Annotated in this window: 19 protein-coding genes; 8 read left to right on the top strand and 11 right to left on the bottom strand. The window is 71.3% G+C overall.

All coding sequences use genetic code 11. The features are described from left to right. A partial coding sequence (locus tag Pme01_RS20150; RefSeq protein WP_203935755.1) for an LLM class flavin-dependent oxidoreductase occupies positions 1-977 on the bottom strand: 977 nt, incomplete at its 3' end. 5 nt (positions 978-982) lie between these two features. Continuing rightward, a complete protein-coding gene (locus tag Pme01_RS20145) occupies positions 983-1,600 on the bottom strand; it encodes a TetR/AcrR family transcriptional regulator (RefSeq protein WP_168116529.1) in 618 nt (205 codons plus the stop codon). A 166-nt stretch (positions 1,601-1,766) separates the two neighbouring features. Here Pme01_RS20145 and Pme01_RS20140 point away from each other — a divergent pair, with 166 nt between their 5' ends. The 3 genes from Pme01_RS20140 to Pme01_RS20130 are packed head-to-tail and all read left to right on the top strand — an operon-like array spanning position 1,767 to position 4,950. Next, positions 1,767-3,272, top strand: coding sequence for a flavin-containing monooxygenase (locus Pme01_RS20140; protein WP_239088351.1), 1,506 nt, complete (start codon positions 1,767-1,769; stop codon positions 3,270-3,272). Further along, positions 3,269-4,159, top strand: coding sequence for an SDR family oxidoreductase (locus Pme01_RS20135; RefSeq protein ID WP_168116531.1), 891 nt, complete (start codon positions 3,269-3,271; stop codon positions 4,157-4,159). Before Pme01_RS20140 ends, Pme01_RS20135 begins: the two co-directional genes overlap by 4 nt. A gap of 2 nt (positions 4,160-4,161) precedes the next feature. Beyond that, positions 4,162-4,950 carry an alpha/beta fold hydrolase gene (locus Pme01_RS20130; protein WP_239088350.1) on the top strand — a complete coding sequence of 263 codons (789 nt, stop codon included), beginning with the start codon at positions 4,162-4,164 and terminating at the stop codon, positions 4,948-4,950. A gap of 118 nt (positions 4,951-5,068) precedes the next feature. Here Pme01_RS20130 and Pme01_RS20125 read toward each other — a convergent pair whose 3' ends face one another. Beyond that, on the bottom strand, positions 5,069-6,046 hold the full coding sequence (locus Pme01_RS20125; RefSeq protein WP_168116532.1) for a serine hydrolase: 978 nt from the start codon (positions 6,044-6,046) through the stop codon (positions 5,069-5,071). Between the two features lie 275 nt (positions 6,047-6,321). Between Pme01_RS20125 and Pme01_RS20120 the strand changes: the two genes are divergently transcribed. After that, positions 6,322-6,528, top strand: a complete 207-nt coding sequence (locus Pme01_RS20120) for a hypothetical protein (protein ID WP_168116533.1) — start codon at positions 6,322-6,324, stop codon at positions 6,526-6,528. Here Pme01_RS20120 and Pme01_RS20115 read toward each other — a convergent pair. Both Pme01_RS20115 and Pme01_RS20110 read right to left on the bottom strand, forming a co-directional pair. Then, positions 6,525-6,911, bottom strand: coding sequence for a barstar family protein (locus Pme01_RS20115; protein ID WP_168116534.1), 387 nt, complete (start codon positions 6,909-6,911; stop codon positions 6,525-6,527). The two genes, Pme01_RS20120 and Pme01_RS20115, sit on opposite strands and share 4 nt — an antisense overlap. An 86-nt stretch (positions 6,912-6,997) precedes the next feature. Further along, positions 6,998-7,450, bottom strand: a complete 453-nt coding sequence (locus Pme01_RS20110) for a ribonuclease domain-containing protein (protein WP_373315498.1) — start codon at positions 7,448-7,450, stop codon at positions 6,998-7,000. A 192-nt stretch (positions 7,451-7,642) separates the two neighbouring features. Here Pme01_RS20110 and Pme01_RS20105 point away from each other — a divergent pair, with 192 nt between their 5' ends. Continuing rightward, positions 7,643-8,614 (top strand): galactose-1-phosphate uridylyltransferase, encoded by a 972-nt coding sequence (locus Pme01_RS20105; RefSeq protein WP_168116535.1) that lies wholly within the window; start codon positions 7,643-7,645, stop codon positions 8,612-8,614. A 10-nt stretch (positions 8,615-8,624) separates the two neighbouring features. Here the strand turns inward: Pme01_RS20105 and Pme01_RS20100 are convergent, their stop codons facing one another. Then, positions 8,625-9,041: an MmcQ/YjbR family DNA-binding protein gene (locus Pme01_RS20100; RefSeq protein WP_168116536.1), complete on the bottom strand. Its 417-nt coding sequence runs from the start codon at positions 9,039-9,041 to the stop codon at positions 8,625-8,627. A gap of 268 nt (positions 9,042-9,309) precedes the next feature. Between Pme01_RS20100 and Pme01_RS20095 the strand changes: the two genes are divergently transcribed. Continuing rightward, positions 9,310-10,152, top strand: a complete 843-nt coding sequence (locus tag Pme01_RS20095; RefSeq protein WP_168116537.1) for an MBL fold metallo-hydrolase — start codon at positions 9,310-9,312, stop codon at positions 10,150-10,152. 61 nt (positions 10,153-10,213) lie between these two features. Then, a complete protein-coding gene (locus Pme01_RS20090; protein WP_239088349.1) occupies positions 10,214-11,218 on the top strand; it encodes a LacI family DNA-binding transcriptional regulator in 1,005 nt (334 codons plus the stop codon). Between the two features lie 80 nt (positions 11,219-11,298). On the opposite strand, the gene Pme01_RS20085 is transcribed toward Pme01_RS20090, so the two are convergent. Further along, positions 11,299-14,358, bottom strand: a complete 3,060-nt coding sequence (locus Pme01_RS20085) for a glycoside hydrolase family 3 protein (protein WP_308441097.1) — start codon at positions 14,356-14,358, stop codon at positions 11,299-11,301. A gap of 637 nt (positions 14,359-14,995) precedes the next feature. Here Pme01_RS20085 and Pme01_RS20080 point away from each other — a divergent pair. Next, positions 14,996-16,750, top strand: coding sequence for a DUF4012 domain-containing protein (locus Pme01_RS20080; protein WP_168116538.1), 1,755 nt, complete (start codon positions 14,996-14,998; stop codon positions 16,748-16,750). 8 nt (positions 16,751-16,758) lie between these two features. Here the strand turns inward: Pme01_RS20080 and yicI are convergent, their stop codons facing one another. Genes yicI through Pme01_RS20060 form a run of 4 tightly spaced genes read right to left on the bottom strand, consistent with a single transcriptional unit; the run spans position 16,759 to position 22,128 of the window. Further along, complete coding sequence (gene yicI / locus Pme01_RS20075) at positions 16,759-19,098, bottom strand: alpha-xylosidase (RefSeq protein ID WP_168116539.1); 2,340 nt, start codon at positions 19,096-19,098, stop codon at positions 16,759-16,761. A gap of 10 nt (positions 19,099-19,108) precedes the next feature. Further along, entirely contained in the window at positions 19,109-19,939 is an 831-nt protein-coding gene (locus Pme01_RS20070; RefSeq protein ID WP_239088348.1) for a carbohydrate ABC transporter permease, read from the bottom strand. Then, entirely contained in the window at positions 19,940-20,833 is an 894-nt protein-coding gene (locus Pme01_RS20065; protein ID WP_168116540.1) for a carbohydrate ABC transporter permease, read from the bottom strand. Further along, a complete protein-coding gene (locus Pme01_RS20060; protein ID WP_308441096.1) occupies positions 20,830-22,128 on the bottom strand; it encodes an ABC transporter substrate-binding protein in 1,299 nt (432 codons plus the stop codon). Before Pme01_RS20060 ends, Pme01_RS20065 begins: the two co-directional genes overlap by 4 nt. Positions 22,129-22,255 lie beyond the last annotated feature (127 nt).

Genomic DNA, 22,255 nt, shown 5'->3' with positions numbered 1-22,255 from the left:
GCGTCACCGTTCACGCCGCGGGCGGCGTCTGCGTCACCGTTCACGCCGCGGGCGGCGTCTGCGTCACCGTTCACGCCGCGGGCGGCGTCGACGGCCTCCCGGACCGCCGGTGCCACCTCCTCCGCGAAGCGCCGCAGGTCGGACTCGGCGGCCTGGCCGGGTGCAAGGATGAAGGCGCTCATGCCCTGGGTCAGCGCGAGCTCGGTGAGCTGCTCGACCCACAGCTTCGGCGGGCCCTGGAGGAACTCGCCCCGCCGGCCGGCAGAGCTACCCGCGGCGAAGCTGCCGGCGACGTTGTACCAGCGGCGGATATCCGCCGGGTCGCGGCCGGCGTCGGAGGCGGCCTTGTCGATCAGGTCGCCCATCGCCCGCGTCTCGTCCGGCGAGGCGTACATCGAGCTGGGGATCCACCCGTCGGCGACGCGGCCGGTCAGCGCCAGCATCCGGGGCTTGTACGAGCCGAGCCAGATGCCGATGTCGTGCACGGGCGGCGGGCCGGGCCGGGCGCCGTCCAGGGTGTAGTGCCGGCCGTCCAGGTGTACCGGTCCGCCCGGGGTCCACAGCGCCCGCATCACGGCGATGGCCTCTTCGAGGGCCTCGATCGACTCGCCGGGCGTACGCGAGGGGCCGCCCATCGCCGCGATCCCGTCCGGGAAGGCGCCCACGCCCAGGCCCATCTCCACCCGGCCGTCGCTGAGTACGTCCAGCGTGGCGGCGCTGCGGGCGAGGACCGCGGGTTGGCGCAGCGGCACGCTGATGACGTCGGGGAACAGGATCAGCCGCCGGGTCTTGCTGGCCACAGTGGACAGAAACGTCCAGGTGTCGAAGAAGCCGGGCTGGTACGGGTGGTCCTGCACGCCCAGTACGTCGAGGCCGAGCGTGTCCGCCGTGGTGGCGAGGGCGACGGTCCGGTGCGGGTCGCGGGCGTCGGGCGTGACGAACGCCCCGAACAGAAGGGGCTGGCCGTGGTCGGGCACGCTGGTTACTCCGGGCGGGTGGGGCGGTAGGTGAGGACGGCGGTGACCAGGTCGACCACCGTGTCGTTCAACGAGGTCAGGGGGGTGGAGATGCCACCCGGGTACGGGTCGACGGCCTGCAGCAGCAGCTCGTTGAGCCCGCCGACCAGGGCGACGGCCACGGCCGGCGACAGCGGCGGGAGCTCCGGGTTGGCGGGCCGCCCGCCCTCGACGATCTCCACCAGCGTGTCGGCGAACCGGCGCTGCTTCTCCTGCCGCAGCCGGTACGCGCGCGGCCCCGCGGCCTGCATCTCCACCAGGAGCGTGCGGTAGACCGCCGGCAGCGACTCCAGCGTCGACAGGTAGGCCGTCGCGGCCACCCGGATCCGCTCCCGCCAGGGCTCGGCGGGGCTGCCGGCCTCGCGTAGGACCATCATGAGCTGGTCGCACGAGTCGCGGTACAGCGCCATCAGGCACTCCTCCTTGTCGGAGAAGTGCTCGTAGAAGGTCCGCTTGGAGACCCGCGCGTGCGCCACGATGTCGGCGATCGTGCTCGCCGCGTACCCCTTCTCGGAGACCGCAGTGGCGAGTCCGCTGATGAGGTCCGCCCGCACCTGCGCGGCGGCTCGTACCGTGCTGACCAACGCTCCGCCCCTGTGGTGGACCTCTGGTGATGGATTGTCCGGTACCGCATGGTACCTCGCCGGGGTACGGCCCCAGCCGAGATCTTCCGCTCGGGCTTACCCGATGGTAACTTCCTCGATTGCTGGTACCGGCTGGTACCACGATGGCAGACCAGTGGAGCGAACCGTGACCAGTGACGACGAGCCGGTCCACCACCGCGTCGCCGTCGTCGGTGCCGGCTTCGGCGGCATCGGCACGGCTATCCGCCTCAAGCAGCGGGGCTACCACGACTTCGTCGTGTTCGACCGGGGTGCCGACGTCGGCGGTACCTGGCGCGACAACACGTACCCGGGCTGCGCCTGCGACGTGCCGTCGCACCTGTACTCGTTCTCGTTCGCGCCCAACCCGGACTGGTCGCGCAGCTTCTCCGGGCAGCCGGAGATCTGGGAGTACCTGCGCCGGTGCGTCGCCCGCCACGGGCTCGCCCCGCACCTGCGGTTGCGCCACGAGGTGCTGCGCGCCGAGTGGGACACCGCGAGCGGGCTCTGGCTGATCGAGACCTCACGGGGCCGCTACACCGCGGAGGTACTGGTCGCGGCCGGCGGCCCGCTCACCGAGCCGTCCGTGCCGGACCTGCCCGGCCTGTCGACGTTCACCGGGGAGACCTTCCACTCCGCGCGGTGGAACCACGACCTGGATCTGACCGGGCGGCGGGTCGCCGTCATCGGTACCGGGGCGTCGGCCATCCAGTTCGTACCGCAGATCGCGCCCCAGGTCGACCGCCTGCACCTGTTCCAGCGCACCCCGGCATGGGTGATGCCGCGCGCCGACCGGGCCATCACCGACCGGGAGAAGCGCCTGTTCCGGGCGGTGCCGGCGGCGCAGCGGGCGGTGCGCGCCGGGATCTACTGGGCGCGCGAAGGGATCATGGGGACCGGCTTCCTGTACCCGGCCATGATGCGACTCGGGGAGCGCGTCGCCCTGCGTCACCTGCGCAGGTCGGTGGCGGACCCGGCGCTGCGCGCGAAGCTCACGCCCCGGTACACCATGGGCTGCAAGCGGGTTCTGCTCTCCAACGACTACTACCCGGCGCTCACCCGCGACAACGTCGAGGTCGTCACCGACGGCATCGCCGAGGTGCGACCGAACGGCGTCGTCACCCGCGACGGCACCCTGCACGAGGTCGACACCATCATCTTCGGTACCGGCTTCCACGTCACCGACCCACCCATCGCCAGGTCCATCCGGGGCAGCGACGGGCGCACGCTGGAGCAGGCCTGGCAGGGCAGCATGCGCGCGCACCAGGGCGTGGCGGTCAACGGCTTCCCGAACCTGTTCCTGCTGCTCGGGCCGAACACCGGCCTCGGACACAGCTCCGTCGTATTCATGATCGAGTGTCAGATCACGTACCTGCTGGGCGCGCTGCGCCACCTGGACCGGAGCGGCGCGCGGGCCATCGAGCCGACGCCCGAGGCGCAGCGCGCGTTCGTGTCCGACGTCGACCGCAAGATGACCGGTACGGTCTGGAGCAGCGGTGGCTGCCGGAGCTGGTACCTGGACGCCACCGGTCGCAACTCGACACTGTGGCCCGGCTACACCTGGTCGTACTGGCTGCGCACCCGCCGGTTCGACCCGGCCCCGTACCGGCCCGTCGCCGTCCGTCAACCGCGCCCGGTGGGGGAGAGCCGATGAGTTCCGTCCTGAACGGCAAGGTCGTCCTGATCACCGGTGCGGCGCGCGGGATCGGTGAGCACACCGCCCGGCTCGCCGCCGCGCGCGGCGCCCGGCTCGCGCTCGTCGGCCTGGAGCCCGAGCGCCTCGCGGCGCTCGCCGGCGAGTTGGGTGACCAGCACGCCTGGTTCGAGTGCGACGTCACCGACCAGGCCAGTCTGGACCGGGCCGTGCGCGGCACGATCGAGGCCCTCGGCCGCATCGACGTCGTGGTCGCCAACGCCGGCATCGTCAACCGCGGCACCATCGCGGTCGGCGGCATCGAGCCGATGATCCGTACGGTCGACGTGAACCTGCTCGGCGTGATGCGTACCGTCGGGGCCACCGTGGAGCATGTCCTCGCCAGCCGGGGGTACTTCCTGCTGGTGTCCTCGGCCGCAGCCTTCACCGTGCTGCCCGGCATGGCCGCGTACTGCGCCTCGAAGGCAGGGGTCGAGCAGTTCGGCAACGCGATCCGCCTGGAACTGGCCCACCGGGGTGTCGCTGTCGGCACCGCCCACCCCGGCTGGGTCGACACGGACCTGGTGCGGGACGCGCAGGACGACCTGCCGGCGTTCCGCGAGGCGCGTGCCCGGCTGCCCTGGCCGCTGCGGTCCGACACCTCCGTCGAGGCGTGCGCCGCCGCCTTCGTCGACGGCATCGAGCGGCGCCGCCGCCGCGTCTACGTCCCCCGCGCCGTCGGGCTGGTCCAGGCGCTGCGGACCATCACCACCGGTCCGATCGCGGACCGGATCATCGGCCGCGCCGCCCGCCGGGACGTACCGCAGATGGAGGAGCAGGTACGCCGGCTCGGCCGCGGCTTCGGCACGAACACCGCCACCGGTACGAACGACCGCAAGGAGAGCTGAGCGTGCAACTCGACCTGGTCTACGAGCGGCGTGGCGCGGGGGAGCCGCTGGTCCTGCTGCACGGCATCGGCCACCACTGGCGGGCCTGGGAGCCGGTCCTGGACAAGCTGGCGACCGTCCACGACGTCATCGCGGTCGACCTGCCCGGCTTCGGCCGGTCCCCGATGCCGGAGACCGGCCTCCCGCACGACATGACCCGGCTCGTCGGCGCCATCGCGAGCTTCTTCGCCGCACTCGACCTGGACCGGCCGCACGTGGCCGGCAACAGCCTCGGTGGCGCCATCGCCCTGGAGCTGGCCGCGACCGGCCAGGCCGCGTCGGCCACCGCGCTGTCGCCGGCCGGCTTCTGCACCCCCGCTCAGCTGCGCCGGGCCGTCACCGTCCTGCGGCTGCACCGGTACGCCGCGCACCTGCCCGAGCCGGTGATGCGCCGAATGCTGCGGGTCGGGCCGCTGCGGGCGGTGTCGTTCGGCATGCTGCTCGCCCGGCCGGGGCGCATCAGCCCCGAAGCCGCCCTCGCCGACTCGCTCGCGCTGCGCAACGCCCGCGCGTTCGAGACGGTCGCGCGCAACGGGCTGCGGTACGCCTTCCAGGGCGCCCCGACCGTACCGGTCACCGTCGCCTGGGGTACCCGCGACCGCATCCTGCCCTACCGGCAGGCCGCGCTGGCCCGGCAGCTGCTGCCCGCCGCCCGGCACGTCGACCTGGCCGGCTGCGGCCACGTACCGATGCACGACGACCCGGACCTGGTCGCCTCGGTCATCCTCGCGACGACCGGCGCCACCGTGTGAAGGTCGACCCGGGCAGCTCGAAGAAGATCATGGGGAGGGGAAATCTCAGGACCCGCGCCGACCTACCGGATTCACTCGGTGCAATATCGAGACAACCGGCTGACGGGGCGCGGCCGGTTCACAGGCCGGTGCTCGGGTCCGGCACCGTGACCGGCGCCGGGGTGGGGGCACCGAACACGGTCGCGACCGCGTCGCTGACGGCGTGGACCCCGGCGTCGATGGTGCCGGTGCCGGGTGGCAGGTGGTACATGACCGCGACGACGTACCGCTCGTCCGGTCCGGCGAAGCCGACCGCGCTGGTGCACCAGTGCTTGCCGCCCGGGTCCGACTCGATCGACCAACCGTCCTTGGTGCCGGGCCGCGCGGCCGGCCCGGCGGCCCACACCCCCCACTGCTGGATCTGCCCGACGTGGCGCATCGCGTCCACGAGGTACCCGCGGTCGGCGGGGTCGAGCTTGTCCAGCACGTACGACATCAGCCGCTGCAGATCGTCGGCCGATGCCTTCATGAACCCCCAGTACCGCGGGGAGCCGGGCACGAAAGTCAGGCCGGTCATGCCGTACACCCGCTGGAAGCGCGGCACCATCGCGTCCCCGCCGTAGCGCTTCCACAGCGCGTCGGCGGCGTCGTTGTCCGAGACGCTCATCATGGCGGCCAGCTGCCGGCGGGCGGTCGCGTCCAGCGTCACTTCGCCGGTCCGGGCCCGCTCGAGCAGGCTGGTCGCGATCGCGAGCTTGATCGTCGAGCTGGTCCACATGACGTGGTCGGGCGTACCCGTCCGCCAGGTCGCGCCGGTCCGCCGGTCGCGGACGACGAGTCCCAGGTACCCCGGCTTGGTCTTGACCAGGCCCGCCGCGGCCTCGAAGCGGCGCATCTGCTCGCAGCCCCACGGCCCGCAGTCGGCGCTCGGTGAGGCCGTCGGTACGCCCGGGCTCGTCGGATCGCCGGGGCGGCTCGCCGCCGGTGAAGCCGCCGGTGATGCGGCCGGAGCACCGGCCCACCTCGGTGCCGGCCCGGCGCAGCCGGTGAGCGGCGCGACCAGGCCGAGCGCGGTCGCGACGAGCACGCTGGTGATGGATGTCCGTCGCCTCGTCACCGGGGCGAGCCTAGTGGGCGGGGTGCCGGGCCAGGGCGGACCGGTCGTGTGGTCGGCGTCACGAATGCGCTTCGTCACGCTCTGTATACGCTAAGTTCGCCTGTCCGGCCGGTTACGGTCGAGCCGAAGACAACATGGCGTGGTGCCCCCTACCCCCGGATCCATCCCTGGAGACGCTCGCCCCCGTACCTACCGAAGCGACATTTGACGACCGGGCCTTCGTCCCCGGCGATGCGCCCCGTCGATGATCGTCGCCTTGCCCCCCTCCTGGAGCCATGAAGCCACCGCAGAACCACCCGTGTGGTAAGCACGTCGCCATCGCCAACCCCGCCTCGCAGATTCCGGTCTGGGTCGCCTGCGCGGTACACCGCAGCGGCCCGCGGAAGCTCCACGAGAGGTTCGACCGCATCGTCCGGCTGGAGTTCCACGGCGAGGAGATCCTGCGGCTGGGCTGGGTCGTCGAGTACGGGATGCTCGACTAGCGACCGGCCCCTGCCGCCGCGATCCGTTCGCGCAGCTCCGGCTCGTCGCCCGGCCCGCAGGCGAGGATGACGTCGAGGGTGCCCGGCTGGGCCTCGGCGACCTCGGCCAGTACCGCCAACAGCGTGCGAAGCTGCGCCGGTGGCTCGTCGGCGAGGACCTGTGCGGCGTCGTCGACGACGAGGGTCAGCGGCGCGGCGGCGGTCAGGTCCTTGAGGCTGTCCGCGAGCGCGTCCCAGTTGTGCCCGAAGTACTCCGGGAAACGCAGCCGCGCGGCCCACTCGGCCAACAGCCCGGCCCGGCTGCGGCAGGCCGCGCCGGACACCCGGGCGGCGTCGGTGGGCGCGTCGCCGGTGACGATACGCAGCCAGTGCTGGTGGGGCATCGGGTCCACCTTTCGTGCGTCCCGATTGCGTGCGTCCCGCTTGCGGGCGGGCCGGGCGGGTACCGTACCCACCCGGCCCGGTCAGCTCACAGGCGGTAGAAGTCCGAGTAGTGGTTCGGGGAGTACCAGGTGGCCCCGGTCGAGAGGTTCACGATGATCCGATGGGCGTCCCGGGCCGCGTTGCAGGTACGCGGGTAGACGTCGTACTCGTAGTAGGTCGCGCCCGACGGCAGCTGGCCCTCGCGGTTCTGGTACTGGCCACCGGCGAAGTTGCACTTGCCGCCGCTCCACGAGTACCAGCCGCGCGAGGTCGGCCAGCCCCGGCTCGACCAGCCGCTGCGGGCGGTACGGGCGTCGGCGCAGCCCGAGACGGTGCAGGAGCCGTAGGCGGTGGCGTAGGCGGGCGTGGCGCTGGACGGCGCGACCACGGCCGGCCCGGCGAGGGCCGCGACCACCATCGCGACGAGCAGGGCGAGCCTCGATCCGAGCCGCAGCGACCGCGGTCGCGACGGGGCCGGGTGAGTGGTGTGACCGGTCAAGACAGACCTCCGGTACCTGTAGGTAGGAAGACACGAAAACCCGCATCATGGACGGGCGTGATCATTCTCGGAGATCGATGCGGCCCGGGGGAAGATGTTGTCCGCACTGTTCACCCGGGCGCCACGACCGGCGTCGTCGCGGTACATCTGTCGGACCCTGATCGGCCCGCCCGTCGCGTATCTTGTTGCGGCATGGTCGAAGCACGGGTTGACCCCGAGACGGGGGACTGGGTCGTCAGCGCGCCCCGACGGGCCGCGCGACCCGTCGACGGACCGAAGCGGCCGGCGCCCTGCCCGTTCTGTCCCGGCAACGAGGCGATGACGCCGCCGGAGGTGATGCGGGTACCGGCCGGGTCCGACGCCTGGCGCGTGCGGGTGGTTCCGAACCTGTACGCCCTGGTCGAGACGGATGACGTCGACACCGGCGGCGAGGAGCCGGTGGCGTTGCCGTTCGCCGGGCGGCACGAGGTGGTGGTGGAGTCCGCGCGGCACGACTGGGACCTGCGGTCGGGCTCCCCGGCCGAGGTGGCGACGGTCCTGTTCGCGATCCGGGAGCGGTGCCGGGCCCACGCCGCGCGGGGGTCGGCCGCGGTCAGCGTCTTCCGTAACTACGGGGCGCGGGCCGGCGCGTCGCTGGCCCATCCGCACACCCAGCTCGTGGCGCTAGACCAGGCACCACCGGGGCTGCGGCGGCGGTGGCGGCTGGCCCGCGAGCACGCCGAGCGGACCGGGCGCTGCCTGCACGACGACCTCGCCGAGGCGGAGCGCCGCGACGGTGGGCGGATCGTGCGCGACTCCGACGGGGTGCTGGTGCTGCAGCCGCACGCCGCGTCCGTGCCGCATCAGACGGTACTGCTGCCCGCCGACCGCAGCGCGGACCTCGCGGGCGCCTCCGACGACGCCGTCACCGCGATGGCGCGGGTGCTGCCCCGCGTGCTGGCCGGCCTCGCGACGGTCCTCGGCGATCCGGCGTACAACCTGGTCGTCCACGCCGGCCCGGCCGACGACCCGGCCGCGAGCGACTGGTACCGCTGGCACGTCACGCTGTACCCGCGGGTCACCACCCCCGGTGGGCTGGAGTTCGCGACCGGGGTCGCCGTCAATCCCACGCTGCCCGAGCAGACCGCGGCGGTCCTGCGGGGCGCGATGGCCGAGGGCGACTGACGCCGACGGGTCAGGGACGCTCCTTCTTCGGTAGCTTGCTGACCACCGCGTCGTAGGAGGCGTCGATCGCCTCCCGCAATTCGTCGTCCGGGATGGCGCCGCCGGCCCGCAGCGTGTTCCACCCCGCCCGGCCGATGTAGGCCATGACCGAGGCGTCGTCCGGGTAGCGCGCCAGCCACTCGTCGGCCACCTCCCGGTTCCGGCCGCACTTGAGCCCGACCGCGACGCCCGCCTGCGACTCCGGCTGTGACTCCGGCTGTGACCCGGCCTGCGCCTCCGCCTCCGGTCCCGCCTCGGGCCCCGCCTCCGACCCGAGGAACGCGAAGATCTTGCCGCCGACCTTCACCACCACGTCGCCCTCCCACGGCTCGTCCTGCCAGGCGCCGGGCTTTGCCATGCAGTAGGCGAGCAGTTCATCCCTGGTCACGGCGGCTCCTCCGGACACGGTGGCTCCTTCGGCGGTAGGCGACGTCGCTTGCGCGCCACGCGGGCTCGCGATCGCCAGTATGCCGATTATGGGCGGCGCCGATCGGAAGCGAGGTGCCGGCACCGAAACGGCCGGGAGATAATTAGACCAGTCTGTATATTGCTGCTCGCCCGCGTCCAGCGCGACACCGGCCCGCTGCGCGTCGTCACCGACCATCTCGCGGCGTCGATCGCCGCCGCCGTCGCTACCTGACCCGACAGGAGATCCCGTGCGCGTACACCACCTCAACTGCGCCACGATGCGCCCCGTCAGCCGTCGACTGGTCAACGGTGACGGCGGACTGCTGGAGCCGGGCGTGATGGTCTGCCACTGCCTGCTCATCGAGACCGACCGGGGCCTGGTCCTGGTGGACAGCGGACTCGGCCTGGCCGACGTGCGCGACCCGGTCGGCTCGCTGGGGGCGCGGTTCGTGCGGCTGACCCGGCCGGTGCTGGACCCCGACGAGACCGCGGTCCGGCAGGTCGCCCGGCTCGGGTACCGGCCGGAGGACGTCCGGCACATCGTGGTGACCCACCTCGACCTCGACCACGCCGGCGGGCTCGCCGACTTCCCGGGGGCGACGGTCCACGTACACGCACGCGAGCGCGACGCGGCGCTCAGCCCGTCGACCGCGGGCGAGCGTCGCCGGTACCGTCCCCACCACTGGGCGCACCGACCGACCTGGGCGACGTACAGCGACACCGACGGCGACGCCTGGTTCGGCTTCGACGCGGTACGCCAGCTCGCCGGCCTGCCGCCGGAGATCCTGCTGATCCCGCTGGCCGGGCACACCCGCGGCCACTGCGCCGTGGCGGTCGACACCGGGGCCGGCTGGCTGCTGCACGCCGGGGACGCGTACTTCTTCCACGACGAGACCGACCCGACCCGGCCACGCTGCACCCCGGGCCTGCGGGCGTTCCAGGCACTCGTCCAGGCCGACGGCCCGGCCCGGCGGGCCAACCAGGCCCGGCTGCGCGAGCTGCGCGCCGCGAACGAGGAGCGCGTCGACATCTTCTCCGCCCACGACCACGTCGAACTGGCCCGGTACGGTCGCGCCGCCGAACCGGCGTGACGCGGCCCGACGCGCATGATTGTCGTCAGGCTCATTATCGTCGGGGCAGGGTCGGCGCGTCGTGACGGAGCAGCGTGTGGTGACGATCGGTGACGTGGCGCGGCGCGCCGGCGTGTCACCCAGTACCGTGTCCTACGTTCTGAGCGGCAAGCGGCCCATCTCGCAGCCGACCCGGGAGCGGGTGCTGGAGACGGTCCGGGCGCTCGGATACCACCCGCACGCCGGGGCGCGGGCCCTGGCGAGCAACCGCTCCAACGTCCTCGCGCTCATCGTCCCGCTGCACACCGGGCTGTACGTGCCGGTCCTGATGCAGTTCGCGATCGCCGTCGTCACGGCCGCCCGGGCGTACGACCACGACGTGCTGCTGCTGACGCAGGACGAGGGGGACAAGGGGCTGCAGCGGGTGGCCGCCAGCGCGCTGGCCGACGCACTGATCGTGATGGACGTGGAGCTGCACGACCAGCGCCTCCCGCTGCTGCGCGAGTTGGACCGGCCGTCCGTCCTGATCGGCTTTCCCGCGGAAGCGACCGGGCTGACCTGCATCGACCTGGACTTCGCGGCGGCCGGCGCGGCCTGCGTCGACCACCTCGCGGACCTCGGCCACCGCTGCGTCGCCCTCGTCGGTTCGCCGCCCGTGGTCTACCAGCGGTCGCTCGGGTTCGCCCGGCGCACCGCGGCCGGGTTCTCCGACGCGCTGCGCCGCCGTGGGCTGGCCGGGACCGTCCGCCCGTGCGAGCCGACCCCGGATGCGGTACTCGCGACGGTACGGGAACTGCTGACCGAGTACCCGGACCTGACCGGGGTCGTGGTGCACAACGAGCCGGCTGTTGCTCCGCTGCTGGACGCGTTCCGGGCGCTCGGCCGGCGGGTACCCGAGGAGGTGTCGGTCGTCGCGATCTGCCCCGACGACGTGGCCGAGCGGGTGCGACCGCGGCTGACGTCGGTGAACATCCCGGCCGAGGAGGTCGGCCGTCGGGCGGTCGACCTCGTGATCGCCAAACTGGACGGTCGCACGGTGCCGGACGCGACGCTGCTGCCACCGGTCCTGACCGTCCGAGACTCATGATCACCGAGAGTGTGGGTCGCTCTGACGCCCAGAAGTCTCAGTGATCATGAAGGAGTGGCCGGCGCGCGCCTTCATGGTCGTCACGAAAGCGAGAACGTCGAGAGCCGGGCGGGGCCGTCGAAGACGAGGTACACGTCGTGCCGGCCGGTCGCGCGTTGCAGCGCGGCGGTGACGTCGGTGTACGAGTACACGTCGCCGGTCACCGGTACCCGTGCGGTGCCGAGTAGCGGGCCGGAAACGGGGTCGTCGAGCCGGACCCGCACCGCGATCTCCGCGGTGCCGGCGTTCGAGGCCCGCACGGTGAGCCGGTTCGTGCCGCGCTCCAGGGAGGAGTCGGCGAACTTCAGCCAGGTGCCGGCGCCGGTCGAGCCGACCGAGGTACCCCGCACCTTCGACTCGTCGACCAGCGTGACGCCGGAGTAGTCGTCGAAGTTCTCCGCGCGGGTGGTCCGGGTGAGGTCGCGCGGCGGGATCACCTCGCCGCGTACCCGCACCTGGCCGGTCGCCCGGATGTCCGCCGACGACGCGCCGACCATCAGGTCGTACCCGCCGGACTCGACCACGTACCGGGACCGGGTCACGTCCCAGAAGGCCAGGTCACTCGCCTTGATGGTGATCGTCACCGTCCTGCGCTGCCCGGGGTTCAGATGTACCCGGTTGAATCCGCGAAGCTGCTTGATCGGCTGCTTGACCCGCGAGCGCTGGGCGTGGCTGTACAACTGGACGACCTCGTCGCCGGCCCGGGAGCCGGTGTTGGTGACGTCGACGCTGACGCGGATGGCGCCCCGGGAGTCGACGACGGGTGAGGTGACCCGCAGGTTGTCGTACCGGAACGTGGTGTACGACAGGCCGTACCCCATCGGGTACAGCGGCGTGCCCCGGAAGTACTGGTAGGTGCGGTCGCCGGCGATGATGTCGTAGTCGAGGATGTCGGGCAGGTCGGCGGTGGACCGGTACCAGGTCTGGGTGAGCCGCCCGGCCGGGTTGTGGTCGCCGAAGAGGACGTCCGCGACGGCGTGCCCGGTCTCCTGCCCGGCGTGCGTGGTCCACAGGATCGCCGGTACGTGCTCCTGTTCCCAGTTCAGGGTGGTCGGGTAGCTGTTGGAGACCACCACGATCGTGTTCGGGTTGGCCTCGCGGACCGCCCGGACCAGGGCCTCCTGACCTTCGGCCAGGCCCATGTCGGTACGGTCGTGGTCCTCGCGGCCGTTGATGAACGGCATGCTGCCGACCACGACGACCGCTGCGTCGGCGCCCTTGGCCGCGGCGACCGCGCTGTCCCGGCCGCTGGTCACCACGTCCTTGGTGAACGCCGTCGCGGCGTCGGCGGTGGCGGCGCCGAGGTTGAGCGTGCCGTCGGGCTGCCGGGTCAGGTACGGCGTCCGGTACGCCTGCGACCAGTCGTACGCCGACTCGTACCCGGCGTACCGGATGGCGTAGTTGCCGTCGGCGCGCTGCTCCAGCTTGAACATCTGCTGGACGAACCAGCCGTTGGGCTGGGTCTGGTCGTTGACGAAGGCCGACCAGTTGTAGCCGACGTACCGTCCGTTGGCCACGCTGCGCAGCGTCAGAACGCCCTGGCCCCAGTCGAACACGTCGAACTGCGTCGTCGGGTCCGGGCCGGTCGCCCGCTCCGCGAGGGCGGCGCCGCCCGGCCCGGTGCCGCCGGTGACGTACTGCCCGGTGGCCACGTCCTTCAGCGTGATCCGGTCGGCGCCCTCGCTGCCGGTCACGGTCGCGCCGGCGCCCAGGCGCTCCTTGACGCCCGCCAGTGGGGTCACCCGGTACGGCAGCGCGCCGCTGTACCAGTCGGTGTAGAGCACGTCCGACAGCGGCCCGACGACCGCCACCTTCTTCGTCTTCGACGCGTCCAGCGGCAGGGTGCGGCCGGTGTTCTTCAGCAGGACGGCCGCCTCGTCGGCGGCCTGCCGGGCCAGCCGCTGGTGCGCCGGGCTGTTCACGACGGTGGGCGTGATCTTCGCGTACGGGCCGCCGTCCGGGTCGAACTCGCCCAGCCGGAACCTCAGGCTCAGGTTCTGGCCGACCGCCGTGTCGATGTCGGATTCGGACAGCAGGCCCTGCGCGAGCGCGGACCTGATCGCGTTGACGGTACCGGTCGGGTCGGTGCCGTCCTGCGTGAAGCTGTTGATCCCGGCCTTGATCGCGGCGGCGTTCGCCTCGGCCTGGGTGGCGAAGTAGTGCTCGGAGCCGGTCAGGTTGGCCGGGGCGCCGGCGTCGCTGGGGTTGAACAGCGGCTTGTCGGTCCAGCTCCGCACGACGTCGTTCAGCTCCGGGCTGACCGTGTTGGGCCGGCCGTTGACCAGGTTGTACGACGGCATCACGCCGGTGGCCGCGTCCGCGGCGATGGCCGGCTCGAACGCCGCCCGGTCGTACTCGTTCAAGACCCGCGGCGGTACGACCGACGAGGTGGTGTCGCGGCGTACCTCGTTGTTGTAGGCGAGGTAGTGCTTGAGCGTCGGGGCGGTCTTGAGGTACCGCGGGTCGTTGCCCTCCAGGCCGTGGCCGTACGCGGTGGAGATCGCGCCGGTCAGGTACGGGTCCTCGCTGTAGCCCTCCTCGTTGCGCCCCCAGCGCGGGTCGCGCAGCAGGTTGACCACCGGCGCCCAGAGGTTGAGGCCCCAGACGGTCGGGTTCTGCGCGTTCAGGCCCCGGGCCTCGTCGCCGACGGCGGAGCCGACCCGCTGGATCAGCGCCGGGTCCCAGGTACTCGCCAGGCCGACCGCCTGCGGGAACACCGTCGCGGTTGCGGTGACCACGCTGCCGTTGTCGGTGTGGTCGTTGGACCAGGCGACGCCGTGCAGCGCCTCGGTACCGGCCTTGAACAGGCGGATGCCGAGCCGGGGGATGGCCGGCTGGTACTGGTGCAGCAGGGAGATCTTCTCGTCCAGGGTGAGCCGCGAGACCAGGTCGTCGACGCGGGCCGCGAGGGGCAGGCGCGGGTTCTGGAACGGGTAGGCGTACCCGTCGGGCGCAGCCATCGCGGGGCCCGGCGCCAGCGTCGCGGCGAGCAGGGTGACGAGCCCGGCGGCGATGCCGCGCCGGATCCGTCTGCGGGCGGATCCGTCCCGCCTGCCGCGGCTGGCACGGTTGTGTCGGCTGACCCGGCTGTCTCGTCTCACCCGGCGGTCGAACACGGCGGTCCCCCTTCGAGGCTGCCTCCCCATGAGGTATCGAACCGCTTCGACTACCCGGTCGTGCCGACCGAGACGTTGAAGTGCTTCGATAAGGCGGACCATAAACCGGTGAAGGGGGCTTGTCCAGAGGATCACCGGCGTGCCTCGGCGGCACCGACCGGCGGTTACACGGGGAGTGACGCGCTCCCGCCGCGACGGAAAGCGATTCATTTCTACCGCGCGGTATGCGACTGGATCCCGGCGGAGCGGTGGGTGCTCTGCGAACTCCGACCGGAGTTCATTAATCCAGGAAAAATAGTGGCGCGTGGGCGCCGATCGCGCAGCACCGGCAGCGGAGACCATATGATCACGAGCCCGTTGGGCTGATGGAATTTCGGCCGTCCACATCGTGCAGCTATGCACCCGTGAACTTAATATTTCGAGTGTGACGGACAGCAGAGCCCCCGGAACGTCGCGCAATACCACTCACAATCCGATCAAGAAAATGCGCGACCGGGTGGAATCAGCCGGCCGGACCATTGGCCGGCGCCTGCGGATCGCCGCGGCGAAACAACGATTCGGAACCGTACCCTCTCCCCGCGGTCGTCGGCGGCGCCCGCGGCGACTGCGGGGACTGCGGCGGATGGTTGCCGTGGTGGTCGTGACCGCGTGCCTGGCCACCGCAGCGGTGTGGTGGATCGGGGCGCGGGGGCTGGGAGCCGGTGAGCATCTGCGAACCGCCGGGCTGATGCTGCGTCAGTTGCAGGACCAGGTCGAGCAGGGCGACATCGACGCGGCCCGGCGGACGTTGACCGCGCTCCGGCGGGAGACGGGTGCGGCGCGCGGCGAGACGGGCGATGTCGGCTTCCGGCTCGGCGCGGCCGTACCGGTTGCGGGCGCCGATCTCGCCGCGGTCCGGACGGTCGCCGTGACGGTCGACGATCTCGCCCGGGACGCGCTGCCGCCCCTGGTCGAGGCGGCCGGCGTCGTCGACCTCGATGCACTGACGCCGCGCGACGGCCGGGTCGACCTCGCTGCGTTCCGGCGCGCCGCGCCGGGAGTCGCGCGGGCGGCGACGGCTGTCCGCGTGGCGCGGCAGCGGGTCGACGCGATCGCCGACGACCATCTGATGTCGCAGACCCGAGCGGGCGTGACGGAGCTGCGGGCCGGGCTCGAACGGGCGGCCCGGATCACCGACCTGGCACAGCGCTTCTCGGTACTCCTGCCCGCGATGCTCGGAGCCGGCGGCCCGCGTACCTACCTGCTGTTGTTCCAGAATCTCGCCGAGGCCCGTGCCACGGGTGGAATGCCGGGCGCCTTCCTCGTGGTCGAAGCGGACGACGGCGCGGTGCGCATCATCGACCAGGGGACGGCCGCCACCGGGCTGGGGACGTTCGACAGTCCGGTGCTGCCCCTCGACCCGGCGCTCCGGGCGCTGTACACCGATAGCCTCGGCCAGCACCCGGCCGACATCAACCTCACGCCACACTTCCCGACCGTCGCCAGCCTCGCGCGGGAGATGTATCGGCGGCGTACCGGCCGCACGGTGGACGCCGTGCTGGCGACCGATCCGGTAGCCCTGTCATACGTCCTGGGGGCCACGGGCCCGGCCGAGGTGTCCAGCGGTGAACCGCTGTGGTCGGACAACGCGGTGCCCACCCTGTTGTCCGAGGTGTACGCGACCATGACACCGGCTGAGCAGGACCGGTACTTCGCCGTGGCCGCCCGCGGCGCTTTCGATGCGCTCGTCGGACAGGCTCGCGACATGAGCCAGCTGGTGCAACAGCTGGCTCGCGCGATGGGTGAGCGCCGGGTTCTGCTGTGGAACGCCGATCCGGCCGAGCAGCGGCTGATCGAAGGAACTACATTGGACGGCCAGCTGCCCACCACGGACGGCACCACGCCGACGGTCGGGATCTTCCTCAACGACCGTACCGGCGCGAAGCTCGACTACTACCTGACCTATGCCGCGGAGCTCACGGCCATGAACTGCCGGCCGGACGGCAGCAGAGAATTGAATCTGCGGGTCACGCTCGGATCGACCGCGCCGACCAAGGGACTGGCGCCCGGCGTCACGGGAGAAGCGCTCGCCGGTGAACGCTACACGATGAGAACCGACGTTTCGGTCTTCAGCCCGACCGGCGGCACCGTTACCGGTGCGCGGCTCGATGGAGCCCCGGTCCCGCTGGTGACAGGGATCGAACGTCAACGTTCGGTCGGGATCTCGACGGTTGACCTCAAGCCGGGTTCGTTTCGGACCCTGGAGGTCACGATGCTGACCGGCGCCCCGCCGGCCGGCGCGGGACCGGTGCTCGGTCCCCGGATCTGGACGAGCCCTGGCGTGCGGCCGTGGAACGTGAATGTACAACCCGCCGAACCCTGCCGCGCTCGGCGGTAAGGCGACGGTCACCGGTCCGTCGGCTGGGGTCCGAGCTGGATGAGGCACCGACGCTTCACCGCGTCGACCTCGACCAGTACGCCGTCGTTGGACGGTAGGGCCCGGCCACCGGTGACCGTGGCATCGCCGGACTCGCCGACGAGCAGTACCCGCCATGGTGCCGGCGTCCCGTCCCGTTCGACGACAATGGTCGACCAGTCGCGGGTCACCGTGAACGTCGCGGCCGTCGCCCCGCTCGGGTCCGGCACCGCCACCGTGATCTCCTGGCGGTCGCGCGGGTGGTAGACCCGCAGCGTCACGCCGTCGGCGTACGCGTACTCGGGGCCGTCGTCGCGGGCGCCCATCGGGATCACCGAGCCGGGGCGCACCAGCAGCGGCAGCTCACCGAGCGCATAACGCCGGCGGTGCCAGCCCGGGCCGCTGAACACCTCGCCGGTGCGCAGGTCGGTCCAGCCGCCCGCCGGTACGTAGAAGGAGGTGTCGCCCTCGGCCGAGAACACGGGCGCGACCAGCAGGTTGTCGCCCAGCAGGTACTGCCGGTCCAGGTAGGCGCAGGCCGGGTCGTCCGGGAATTCGAAGACAAGAGGCCGCATCACCGGCGTGCCGTCGCGGTGGGCGTCCAGGGCGGCCGCGTACAGGTACGGCATCAGCCGGGCCTTCAGCCGGGTGTATTCGCGCAGCACCTCAACGGCCTTGTCGCCGAACAGCCATGGCACCCGGTACGAGCCGCTGCCGTGGAGCCGGCTGTGCGAGGACAACAGCCCGAACGGGATCCAGCGGATGAACACCGCCGGGTCGGGTGTGCCCTCGAACCCGCCGATGTCGTGGCTCCAGAACCCGAAGCCGGACATGGCCAGCGACAGCCCGCCACGCAGGCTCTCGGCCATCGACGCGAAGGTGGACTCGCTGTCGCCGCCCCAGTGCACCGGGAACTGCTGCGAACCGGCCGTCGCCGACCGGGCGAACAGCACCGCCCCGCCGTCGCCGTGCCGTTCCCGCAGCACCTCGAAGACCGTCTCGTTGTACAGGTAGCTGTAGTAGTTGTGCATCCGGTACGGGTCGGAGTCGTCGAAGTACGCGACGTCGGTCGGGATCCGCTCGCCGAAGTCGGACTTGAAGCAGTCCACGCCGGAGTCGAGCAGGGCGCGCAGCTTGCCGGCGTACCAGTCGCGGGCGGCCGGGTTGGTGAAGTCGACCAGGGCCATGCCGGCCTGCCACTGGTCGGTCTGCCAGACGTCGCCGGAGGGCTTGCGGAGCAGATATCCGGCCGCCGCGCCCTCGGAGAACAGCGCGGAGCGCTGGGCGATGTACGGGTTGATCCAGACGCAGATCCGCAGTCCCCGCTCTTTCAGCCGCGTGAGCATCCCTTCCGGGTCGGGGAAGGTCGCCGGGTCCCACCGGAAGTCGCACCAGTGGAACTCGCGCATCCAGAAGCAGTCGAAGTGGAACACCGACAGCGGGATGTCGCGCTCGGCCATGCCGGAGATGAAGCCGGTGACGGTCTCCTCGTCGTACGAGGTGGTGAACGACGTCGTCAGCCACAGCCCGAACGACCACGCCGGCGGCAGCGCGGGCCGGCCGGTCAGCGCGGTGTACTTCTGCAGGATCTCGCGCGGGGTGGGCCCGTAGATGACGAAGTACGAAAGCTGCTGGCCCGGCACGCTGAACTGCACCCGGGAGACGGCCTCGGAGCCGACCTCGAACGACACCGCGCCGGGGTGGTTGACGAACACCCCGTAGCCGGAGTCGGTGAGGTAGAACGGCACATTCTTGTACGCCTGCTCGCTGCTGGTACCGCCGTCGGCGTTCCAGACGTCGACGACCTGCCCGTTCTTGACCAGCGGGCCGAACCGCTCGCCCAGCCCGTACACGTGGGTGTCGACGTCGAGGGCGAGCTGTTCGCGCAGGTAGTGGCCGCCGTCGTCGGTGTCGAGCGCGGCCATCGCCTTCGGGCCACTGGAGGTGAGCGTTGCCCCGTCGGCCAGGAACTCCATGCCCCACCGGTCGCCCCGGGAGAACCGTACGCCCAGCGCCCCGGACGTGAACGTGACGGTGTCATCGTCCGACGTCACCTGCGGCTCGCAGTCCTCGGTCGCGATGCGGAACTCCGGTCCGGCAGCGCGCCCGCCGCGCAGATGACTGATCCGTACGCCGATCACGTCGGGCATCGGCGAGGTGCAGGTGACGGTGATGACCGGGGTGTTGAGCGTGTCGCCGCGGTGGGTGATCCGGCGGGTCGGCGCGTGGACGGTGAGCGACGCGGATTCGGCGACCACGTCGCGCACCTCCGCCGGGTACAGCGGCCGGACCCCGTCGCGCATCATCCAGTACCCGTCGGTGAACTTCATGCACCATCCCTCACTTGACGGAGCCGGCCATGATCCCTCGGGTGAGGGTGCGCTGGAAGACCAGGAAGAACAGGACCGCGGGCAGGATGCCCAGCAGGGCAGAGGCGCTGGTGGTCGTGGCGTCCATCATCCGCTGCCCCTGGAGCACGCCGAGGGCGACGGGGACGGTCTGGTGGGAGTTGGTGATCAGGAAGACCAGCGGCAGCAGGAACTCGTTCCAGGTCCAGACGAAGAAGAACGTGAACAGCACCGCGAGGGTGGGGCGGCTGACCGGTACCACCACCCGCCACAGCGTCCGCCACCGGCCGGCGCCGTCGATGGCGGCCGCGTCGAGCAGTTCGGTCGGGAAGCCGGCGTAGACGCTCGACAGCAGGTAGGTACCGAACGCGCTCTGGATCGCGGTGAAGATGATGATCACCGCGAGCTGGCTGTCGTACAGGTTGACCAGCTTGGACAGGTAGTACAGCGGGTAGACCAGCCCCTCCTGCGGCACCAGATTGGCCACCAGGAACGCGACCAGGAACGCCACCCGGCCGCGCACCTTACCGATGCCCAGGGCGTACGCGTTGAGCACCGACACGACCACGCCGCCGACCGCGACGGCCAGGCTGATGACGAAGCTGTTGAGCAGTTTGCGGCCGAAGTCGGCCCGGTGCCAGAAGTCCACGATCCCGGACAGGCTCGGGTTGCGCGGCCACGCCAGCGGGCCGTGCGCGGCGTAGTCCGCCGGCGTCTTCACGGCGTTCATCGCGACCAGCGCCATCGGGGCGAGGACCAGTAGCGCGAGCACGACCAGTGCGACCAGTACCCCGTACTGTCCGGGGGAGCGGCGGCGGGTCACTCAGGCCGCCCCACCGCGGGTCTGCACCCGCAGGAACACGAACGTCAGCGCCACGATCAGCACGACGAGCACGGTGGAGATGGCCGAGCCGTAGCCGACGTTCGCGCGTTCGAAGAAGTTCTGGTACGCGAAGTAGCTCGGCACCAGCGTCGCGTTGCCCGGCCCGCCCCGGGTGAGCACGAAGATCTGGCCGAAGACCTTCAACGCCGCGATGGTCGTGGTCACCAGCACCACGTAGATCTCCGGCCGGATCTGCGGCACCGCGATGCGGGTGAACCGCTGCCACCAGCCGGCGCCGTCGAGGTCGGCGGCCTCGTACAGTTCCGGGTCGATGCGCCGCAGCCCGGCCATGAACATCACCACCGGGTACCCGAGCTGCACCCAGACCATGATCACCATGACGCTGTACAGCGCGTACGCCGGATCGCCCAGCCAGTTGCGGGCCAGCGACCTCAAGCCCGCCGACCCGAGGACCGAGTTCAGCGCCCCGTAGTCGGGGTGCAGGATCCAGCCCCAGACGATGCCGGTGACCGCCACCGGCAGCACCTGGGGCAGGTAGAAGCCGGCGCGCAGCGCGCTCGTGGCGCGTGGGCCGAAGCGTGGGGACACATAGTCGAAGAGCACCGCGGCGAGCACCAGGCCGATCAACGTCGGGACCACCGCCATCGCCACGATCAGCGCGATGATGTGCGAGAACGAGGCCCAGAAGTTGTCGTCGCCGAGCAGCCGTTCGTAGTTGCGCAGCCCCACCCAGGCCGGCGTGCCGACGCCCGTCCAGTCGGTGAAGCTGGCGGCGACGTTGGCCAGTACCGGTACCGCGATGACGCCGGTGCACAGCACCGCGCCGGGCAGCAGGAAGATCGCGTACCCGGCGCGGCGGTGCGAACGGCTCATCTGCCGACGTTCGCCAGGTTGTCGCGGTACGGCTTGGCGATCTCGTCGAGCACCTGGTTCGGGCCGGCCGAGCCGTTGATGAGCTTCTGCATCCCGGCCACCATGACGTCGTAGTAGCCGGGCGCCGGCCAGTCCGGGTAGAACGCGAGCCCGTCCGCCTTCGTGATCGTGTTGAAGTTCCCGATCAGTTCCTTGCTCTTCGGGTCGGTGATGGCGGCCGGGTCGGCGGCGACCGGTACGCCCCCGGAGTTACCGAGCAGGTTCTGGATCTCGGGCTTCATGGTGAGATCGATGAAGTCGTACGCCAGGCTCTTGTTCTTGGCCTTCTGCGGTACCACCCAGAGGTTCCCGCTGGAGCCGAGGTGCAGCGTCGTGCCCGGGAACAGGAACGTGCCCCACTGGAAGTTCTTGATCTCGTCGGCGAACCGGCCGTACCACCAGCTACCGCTGATGAGGATCGGGAACCTGCCCTGCTCGAAGGCCTGGCCCATGTCCTCGGCCTTGATGCCCGCGGAGTTGGCCGGGATGTAGCCCCTGCGTACCCAGTCGGAGAACGTGGTGGCGGCGAAGGTGAGCTCGGGTCCGTGGAAGTCGACCGGGTGCCGGTACAGCTGGTAACCGTCCACCCAGGACCGGTTCGCCTTCGACAGCGCGAGCTGGTAGAAGATCTGCTGCGCCGGGTACTCGGCACCGCCGACCGACAGTGGCGGCACGCCGGCCTTGACGAAGGTGTCCATCGCGGACTGGAACTCGGCGAACGTGGTCGGCACCGGCACGCCGTGCTTGGCGAACAGGTCCTTGTTGTAATAGACCATGACGTACTCGCCGTAGTTCGGTACGCCGTACCACGTGCCGCTACCCATGACGCCCTTGGCGTCGTACCGCGCCGTGGTCTGCAGGCCCGGGCTGAGGTGTGAGCCCCAGCCGCGCTTGCTGACCTCGGGGCTGAGGTCGGTGAGCAGGCCCTGCTTGGACAGCAGCCCGGCGGTGGCGTTGCCCTTGTTGTACTCCATGAGGTCCGGCGCGTCGTCGGAGTTGAGGATCATGCTGGCGCTCTGCCGGATCTGCTCGAACCCCTTCTCCTCGAACTGCACCTTCACACCGGGGTGGGACGCCTCGAACTTCTTGATCGCCTCGTTCCAGGCGATGCCCATCGCGCTGTTGGCGCCCTCGTAGTGCCACAGCTTCAGGACCTTGCCGTCGCCGGACCCCCCGGAGCTTCCGCAGGCGGCGGCGAAGATCGGACAGAGGGCGGCCACCGCCGCGACGGCGAGGGCTCTACGCAGTCTCCACACGTCTGCTCTCCTCCGGACGGGCCGGTGCGCTCGTGATCGAGGTGCCGTAGGGGCGTCCCCGTTGATCATCGAAGCGCTTCGATCAGACGTTAGGTAACGGCGCAGTCCGTGTCAACGGGTTGACGTA

It is taken from the genome of Planosporangium mesophilum (genome assembly GCF_016863255.1).
Classification (GTDB): Bacteria; Actinomycetota; Actinomycetes; order Mycobacteriales; family Micromonosporaceae; genus Planosporangium; species Planosporangium mesophilum.
Note: the sequence above shows the minus strand (reverse complement) of the source record. Positions and strands in the feature narration are given on the sequence as shown.

Coding starts and splice junctions, on each gene's coding strand:
- Pme01_RS20120 (WP_168116533.1), top strand. CDS start 6,322: ATGAAGCCACCGCAGAACCACCCGTGTGGTAAGCACGTCGCCATCGCC.
- Pme01_RS20135 (WP_168116531.1), top strand. CDS start 3,269: ATGAGTTCCGTCCTGAACGGCAAGGTCGTCCTGATCACCGGTGCGGCG.
- Pme01_RS20065 (WP_168116540.1), bottom strand. CDS start 20,833: ATGAGCCGTTCGCACCGCCGCGCCGGGTACGCGATCTTCCTGCTGCCC.
- yicI (WP_168116539.1), bottom strand. CDS start 19,098: ATGAAGTTCACCGACGGGTACTGGATGATGCGCGACGGGGTCCGGCCG.
- Pme01_RS20115 (WP_168116534.1), bottom strand. CDS start 6,911: ATGCCCCACCAGCACTGGCTGCGTATCGTCACCGGCGACGCGCCCACC.
- Pme01_RS20080 (WP_168116538.1), top strand. CDS start 14,996: ATGGTTGCCGTGGTGGTCGTGACCGCGTGCCTGGCCACCGCAGCGGTG.
- Pme01_RS20105 (WP_168116535.1), top strand. CDS start 7,643: ATGGTCGAAGCACGGGTTGACCCCGAGACGGGGGACTGGGTCGTCAGC.